The sequence below is a fragment of the Veronia pacifica genome, from assembly GCF_001707825.1.
GTDB lineage: Bacteria > Pseudomonadota > Gammaproteobacteria > Enterobacterales > Vibrionaceae > Veronia > Veronia pacifica.
Genome location: NZ_LYBM01000034.1, coordinates 54,708 through 61,383 on the forward strand (window position 1 = coordinate 54,708; position 6,676 = coordinate 61,383).

Annotated in this window: 6 protein-coding genes, 1 tRNA gene and 1 rRNA gene; 3 read left to right on the top strand and 5 right to left on the bottom strand. The window is 43.9% G+C overall.

All coding sequences use genetic code 11. The features are described from left to right. Positions 1-147: 147 nt before the first annotated feature. From A8L45_RS25345 to mepA, 3 genes are all read right to left on the bottom strand, one after another. A complete protein-coding gene (locus A8L45_RS25345) occupies positions 148-816 on the bottom strand; it encodes a hypothetical protein (protein WP_245680751.1) in 669 nt (222 codons plus the stop codon). After that, entirely contained in the window at positions 816-1,586 is a 771-nt protein-coding gene (locus tag A8L45_RS16745; protein WP_068904367.1) for a DUF3450 domain-containing protein, read from the bottom strand. The genes A8L45_RS25345 and A8L45_RS16745 overlap by 1 nt, the downstream gene beginning before the upstream one ends. Before the next feature lie 299 nt (positions 1,587-1,885). Beyond that, positions 1,886-2,698 carry a penicillin-insensitive murein endopeptidase gene (gene mepA, locus A8L45_RS16750; RefSeq protein ID WP_068904369.1) on the bottom strand — a complete coding sequence of 271 codons (813 nt, stop codon included), beginning with the start codon at positions 2,696-2,698 and terminating at the stop codon, positions 1,886-1,888. Between the two features lie 232 nt (positions 2,699-2,930). Here mepA and A8L45_RS16755 point away from each other — a divergent pair, with 232 nt between their 5' ends. The 3 genes from A8L45_RS16755 to A8L45_RS16765 all read left to right on the top strand — a co-directional run bounded on the left by A8L45_RS16755 (position 2,931) and on the right by A8L45_RS16765 (position 5,929). After that, positions 2,931-4,826, top strand: coding sequence for a beta-N-acetylhexosaminidase (locus A8L45_RS16755; protein WP_068904371.1), 1,896 nt, complete (start codon positions 2,931-2,933; stop codon positions 4,824-4,826). A gap of 371 nt (positions 4,827-5,197) precedes the next feature. Beyond that, the gene (locus tag A8L45_RS16760) at positions 5,198-5,656 is read left to right on the top strand and encodes a helix-turn-helix domain-containing protein (RefSeq protein ID WP_068904373.1); all 459 of its coding nucleotides are present in this window, start codon (positions 5,198-5,200) and stop codon (positions 5,654-5,656) included. A 12-nt stretch (positions 5,657-5,668) separates the two neighbouring features. Next, positions 5,669-5,929, top strand: a complete 261-nt coding sequence (locus A8L45_RS16765; RefSeq protein ID WP_083228385.1) for a superinfection immunity protein — start codon at positions 5,669-5,671, stop codon at positions 5,927-5,929. A gap of 239 nt (positions 5,930-6,168) precedes the next feature. Here the strand turns inward: A8L45_RS16765 and A8L45_RS16770 are convergent. Together A8L45_RS16770 and rrf are read right to left on the bottom strand one after the other, a co-directional pair. Then, a tRNA-Asp gene (locus A8L45_RS16770) sits at positions 6,169-6,245 on the bottom strand. Positions 6,246-6,338: 93 nt separating this feature from the next. Continuing rightward, a 5S ribosomal RNA gene (rrf, locus tag A8L45_RS16775) occupies positions 6,339-6,454 on the bottom strand. Between the last annotated feature and the right edge of the window lie 222 nt (positions 6,455-6,676).

Sequence of the window (6,676 nt, forward strand, 5' to 3'; positions counted from 1 at the left end):
GGCCAACACAGAGGAGTACGAGGATAAGTGCGCCAACGGCACCGCCTTGCCGAACACGGTCATCGATACTCGGAGCAGAGCCAAGCAGTGAAAGTACATCACCTCCACTTGGATCAAAGCTGAAAAGCTGACCCGGCTGAGCAGTTTTCAAGCTTTCCGTAGTGGCGCTATTTTCGGGCTGAAATGCATAATATTCGCCAAGGCCACGTTCCGGTTCCCAGTGAATAAATCCATACTCTCCTGCAATAGCAACATCGCCAATACGAATAACATTAGCGGGTTGAACAACGCCATCACCATTGAGCAAAGGCAAAGATAATATGCTGAGACTGCACTCGCCTGTAGATGATTGATCATTCCCTGCCACAGCTGGGCTAATTGAGGAAGGTTTGGCAACTCACTGCTTTTGGCAACATCGTTGAGATTTTTGCCAGCGCTGCCGATGCCTATAGATGCCGGAGAGTCATTTGTTTTTCCCAAGACAAAGGTAGCTGCATCCCTAATAGTGCCGTTGATCTCGCCCAAACTGCCGGACTCGATACGAAGACGTTCTTCAAGGCGAGTAATGGCTGCCTCATTCGAGCTAAACTTGCTATTCAACTGGTCAACGTCTCCAGTTAACGCTACTTTCTTTGCTCTCATGGCATCAAGCTTCGCACTCAACTCACGTTCTTCACTGATAAATGCCAGTTCACGGGCTTTATCGTGTTCAGCACTTTTCTGCTGCGCGTTAAGTGATTTATCTACCAGGTTTGCCTGAGCTGGAAACGCGATAACTATTAGAAAAAAAGAGACAGATGTTAAATATCGCCACATTACTCAACTCCCCCGTCCTTTGGTAACCGACCGACTGACAAAGGTAGGTTAATCAAACGGGGGGCGCCGCTTTGCTCTGCAAGAGCAAAAGCATCGTCAATCTCAGGCTTCACCTTACCTGAGGAGAGCTCCCATTCGCCAAGCTTACGACTGTATAACCAATAACTTTTCTTATCCGGGCTTCTCGCAACCAGACTTACACGGCCAAAATGAAGCATATCAACATCGCGGACCAGCCCCTGCTGAGCAATCTGTCCTTTGAATATTCCAAGCTTCTGTCCATATTCCATCTCAATTCGATACGCCTCCAAAACCCGGCGAAATTTCTCACTGACGGAAACATCGGCACGAGTCATCAATGACCTCAGTTGCGCGACCCGAGTCAGCCTTTGTTGCTTTTTAATCGGTATATCCTGTGCCACCCAAGGTTCGAGGCTATCTATCATCCTATACATCAGCGGAACAATCCCCATCCGGGTATCTGCAAGCTCAGATATTTTGTTTCTGAGTTCTGCTTTTTCATGTTCCTGGTTCTCAATCAGCTTGACCAAATGTGATTGATATATGGTTAGGTTTTCCGTCTCGCGATCAAGCTGTTCTATTTCTGACTTCATTTTTAAAATGTTTTCAGCGCGTCGATCAATGCGTTGTTGTACCTGTGCTGACGACTGTAATGTCTGGCCCTCAATCTCACTCGCCCTCTCAAGCGTGCCTGCTATAGAAAATACAGAGAAAAATAAGCCAATAAGGCTAGTAACGATGATTTTCATTACGATAAAAGTCCAATATAGGAGAAAATTCCATCTCGGTAATTCGCCAGATATACAGGGTTCACAATATATCTGAACGATATTATACAAGAGGAACGAATAATTATGCTCATTATGTGACTACGTCTTATGTATTACCTTTGAGCATTAAAATATTAGGCAGTCATGACAAAAAAGAAGAACACCATTTTTAAGACATTGATGCAGTGAAGACTCATATCCAGTAAGCTCGCCTGATCACTATGCTCGAACAAAGTATGTGTGAAGCGGCTTCCGCTACTCAACCAAACAGAAGTAAATTAACCTTCAATAAGGCTCTGGCATAACTGGGGTTTTCCTATTTTTTTAGGTCTTTTTCCCTTAGGCTTAATCACATAGTCATCAGGCTTTGGCCACCAACTGAGAAGCTCATCTCCGCAGCCATCCCCTATGGGAGGTGGCGACTGAGAAATACAGTACTTGTCGCCGGAAGGACATTTAAGGCGGACATGCATATGATAATGATGCCCAAACCAAGGCCTGACTTTTCTCAGCCACTCCCGATCGCCCTCTTCTTCAGCACAGAGTTGCTTCTTTATTGCCGGATGGACGAAGATCCGCGCAGTCCGAGAATCAGAGGCAGCGAGGCGTAGTAGGTTAAAGTGGGATTGTTCCCATCGCGATGTATCAACCTTAAACTGCTTAAGGTCAACAAGACTCAGTGCCTGTGGGGACTCTCTTTCAGAGGAGGAGAGTCTTTGAGAAGCAAAAGAAAACCAGATATCGGCATCCAGCCCCGTCTGGTGACTTCGATGACCGGACGAAAAATGTCCTCCTCTTGGCATGGCTAAATCAGCAACCAGAAAGTCTTCACTTCCACTACGGTGCATCCCCTTACCTAAATCAGTAATAAATGCAATGAGGTCTGAGTGTCCGTAATACCTTACACGAGAAGGACGGATAACCTGATACCCAACTCCTGACAATGGCAACGCCTGACCACCAAATAAACAACCATTAGCATAACCACCCACTGTAAATGTTTTACCGAGTGAAGGGCTTTTTACCGCCTGCCAAGGATTCGCATGGACAAAAAAAGTGAGAAACAATGTACTAATAATCAAGCCTCTCAATACTCGCTCCTTGCATTACTATCTGTGCATTTTCGGTTTTTGATAGGTCGGGTTAAATCACCTAACGTCGTCTTGAGTGGTTATTAACAATCAACGTAATAGTACCTGATATTCTGATCGCAATTCAGAAACTATTAAGCCAGTCTCTTATTTGAATAGCACGTGTTGATTCTCATTTATGCATCAGTAATGTGTTTTAAACGAACAGTGGCTCGCGAACAAGGACAGTGTGATGTATTGCAGTAAATTAGACATAAAAATAGAAAACAAATTCGATGAGCCGTTGGCTATATCATTAGTGCTGACAAACCAGTCTGACAGCCCTATCAGCAACTTCTCACTATGTTTTGATATGCCTCGGTTGCTGGCAGCTGAATCACTGGAAAACGTCAGTCTTTTGCGACAGGAAGGCTCTCATATTGAGCTCATTGCGCCGAGCGAGCTTCATCTGAAACCGGGCGAAAGTTGGTCATTTCGCATCAAAAGTCATGGTCCCGCACTGAAAAATATTGCGGAATGCCCAAGGGGAGCATACCTACGCGCAGCTGGCGATGTCTTTGAGGTTCCAATCGGAGGGATCGACATGGCGCAACCAGCAGACCTCAATGATGAAAAACTCCTCTTGCCTGATGGAAAGCCGGGCATTATTCCACAACCAAACGCCATTTCTGAAAAAACAGGCTTTTTTACTCTGCGAAATACTCTGACGGTTAATGCCGCCGATCTCGCACTGAATGCAAGAGAATGGCTGGCAGAAAAGCTAGAGGTTCAAATCATTGAGGCCAGCGCTTCTGATGCGGTGTTGAGTTTTGTGCTGGTGGACGAAAGAGAGATCAGTGGAGAAGCGTATCAATTAAACGTTGACGCCGAAAAAATTGTTATTCATGCCTCCACAGCAGCGGGTTTCTTTTATGCCGCTGTCACATTAGCGCAGCTACTAATAACGGGAGAGAGAAAAGCACAGTGTTGTGAGATTGATGACTCTCCACGTTATGACTACCGCGGACAATTTCTCGACTGCTCACGCTCATTCCACAGTGTAGAGACGGTCAAATCAATCATTGAGCAAATGGCATGGCTCAAGTTCAACCATTTTCACTGGCACTTGACCGATGATGAAGGATGGCGAATAGAAATAGATGCTTATCCAGAGCTGACTCAAACAGGAGCTTGGCGTGGGGATACCGAGGCATTGAAACCCCAATTTGGCTCAGGTATCAAAAGATATGGTGGTTTCTTTACCAAAGACCAGATACGTGATGTTATTGAATTTGCAGAAAAACGCTCAATTACAGTAGTACCGGAAATTGACATTCCCGGCCATGCAAGAGCACTTATCAAATCCCTGCCCCATCTACTGATTGAACAGGAAGATGCGTCAGAATACGTATCCATCCAGCAATACAATGACAATGTCCTCAACCCGGGTCTATCAGCGACCTACGAGGTACTGGAAAATATTCTGGATGAAGTCTGCGAGCTTTTCCCTTCAACTCTTATTCACCTTGGCGGTGACGAAGTACCGAGTCATGTATGGGAAAAATCGCCTGCATGTAAGATAAAACAGCAAGAGCTTGGACTCGAAGATGTCAGAGATCTTGGCAGACATCTTTTCCGTCATTTACAAAACTATTTACGGAACAAAGGTAAAAACTGTGGTTGTTGGGAAGAAGCAATAGACGGGCATAAAGTTGATGAGCAAGCTTTGATCTACACATGGTCAAGCCCAGAGAAAATTGCTCAGGCACTATCTGGGGATTATCCTGTTATTGCCTGCCCAGCGCAGTTCACCTACTTTGATATGGCAACCAATAACAATATCAATGAAACAGGTGTTTTATGGGCGAACCCAGTCAGTCTAAAAAAAGTATATAGTTTTGAGCCTACCTTTGGCCTTGAACAAAATGCTGACAAAATACGCGGGACGCAAGCATTGGTCTGGACAGAGTTTGTCAAAGATAAAACAACTCTGGATTATCTCAACTATCCTCGCTTATTTGCCCTTTCTGAGGTCGCCTGGACTCAGGAAAAAAATAAAGACTGGGATAATTTCCTTCCCCGAGTCAGCGCTCATACCTCCCACCTTGAAATATTGGGTATAAAGGGCAGCGGTAAATTACCAGAGTAATAGATCTCGATTGAAGCTCCACTATTGTGGGGCTTTTTTTATTCATCATTTTTGAAATATATAGATTTTTTGTAGATAACTATTTATTTACAGATCAATACTTCGAATCAAGATACGATATTTTTATATTCGCAAACAGCGAAGTGGTCTCTTTCATTAACGTCATTAAATCAAGAGGACAAATGACGATGTCGAGCCCTTCGTTGTCAATTCCTACCTATTCAGACGACGTTACACCTTAGAACAAGAAGTATTTAACTAACTGATTTTTTTGGTGTCATATGAATTTCGTTTTGGTTTCGTGTTTATGTCGTTCAATTTTGAGCGAATAATTGCAAAACTCAACTCACCTCAAAGCAAGGATGTATTTGATGATTATAAGAAAACTTCGATTAAAACGGGGATGGTCTCAGAGCCAGTTGGCTGAAATGGCTGGTGTCACTACCCGAACAATTCAACGGGTCGAACAAGGTAATAAGCCGAGTATGGAAACGCGCAAGGCTCTTGCTGCAGTATTTGAGATAGATCTATCAACATTAGAGTTAGAGGACATTCAAATGCAAAACGAAACTGAATTGAGGGCAGACGAACAGTATGCTCTTATATATGCAAAGCGACTGAAGGAATTTTATGAGTATTTAATTACATATGTGTTCATGGCGGCAATATTTCTAATTGTCATGCACGATGAGCCAGTTGTTTATATTATTTTTGCTGGTCTTGGTATGGGTCTAATCGTTCAAGGGCTTATTGCATTTGAAAAAATTTATTTCTTTTCTCCCAATTGGGAAAGAAAGCTAGTTGAAAAAAAATTGGGCCGAAAATTATAACAAGGAGAGGTTTTGGAATTTATAGATAAGATATTGATGAGTGAAAACTATGGTTTGATCGCGTTTGTGATTATTGCAGTAATTATTTTTTGGTTCCTCCCGGCTTTAATTGCGCTCGTATTTAACCGAAAACAGTTCAAATACATTCTGCTAGCTTGTATCCCTGCGGGTCTATCTTTCATCTTGTGGGGAGGGGTGTTGGTATGGGCTTTAGGAGGTAAAGCAGTATCGAAATATGCAGACAAAGCGTGTAGTGAGGCTAAAACGCAGTAGATAGGGATAAATATCGCGTGACCAGAAATTTAGGGAGGCTCCCACATACCCGAATATGTCTGAAGCTCGATTGACTTAATCTTTACAAATAAATGATAGAGATTTTGCTATTTTTTTCTGACACGCCTGAGTTAACTTGCACCTTCGACCGGGGTATACACCGAAGACTCATTAAAGTGCTTTACACATTACACAGACGAAAAAAAGCCCCGCTATGTCTAGCGAGGCTTTTTTATAAGTGGCGGAGCGGACGGGACTCGAACCCGCGACCCCCGGCGTGACAGGCCGGTATTCTAACCAACTGAACTACCGCTCCACTCAATACTGAGTAACAAATAAAGTCTTATCGTCGCTGCTTTACTTGTTTTTGCCTTCATCTTTTTCTCAAAAAGATGAAAACGATGTTTAAGCCTGGCGATGTCCTACTCTCACATGGGGAGACCCCACACTACCATCGGCGCTGTTGCGTTTCACTACTGAGTTCGGCATGGAGTCAGGTGGGTCCACAACGCTATGGTCGCCAAGCAAATTCTGAGGCTTTATCCCGCTGGCTATAAAAACCGCTCGCTGCGTTTGTTTGCTCTCTCGTTCAGTTATGTACAGATGTACACGCCTTCGCTCGACTCACAAACCGCCTTGCTATCGCTTTTTATCCCTGCGCTGTTTCTGCGCTAGCCGGATAAATCCATAATCTTGGAAAGCTGTCTGGTGTTCTCTTACACATTCAATGTTCTACTTTGAGTCCGT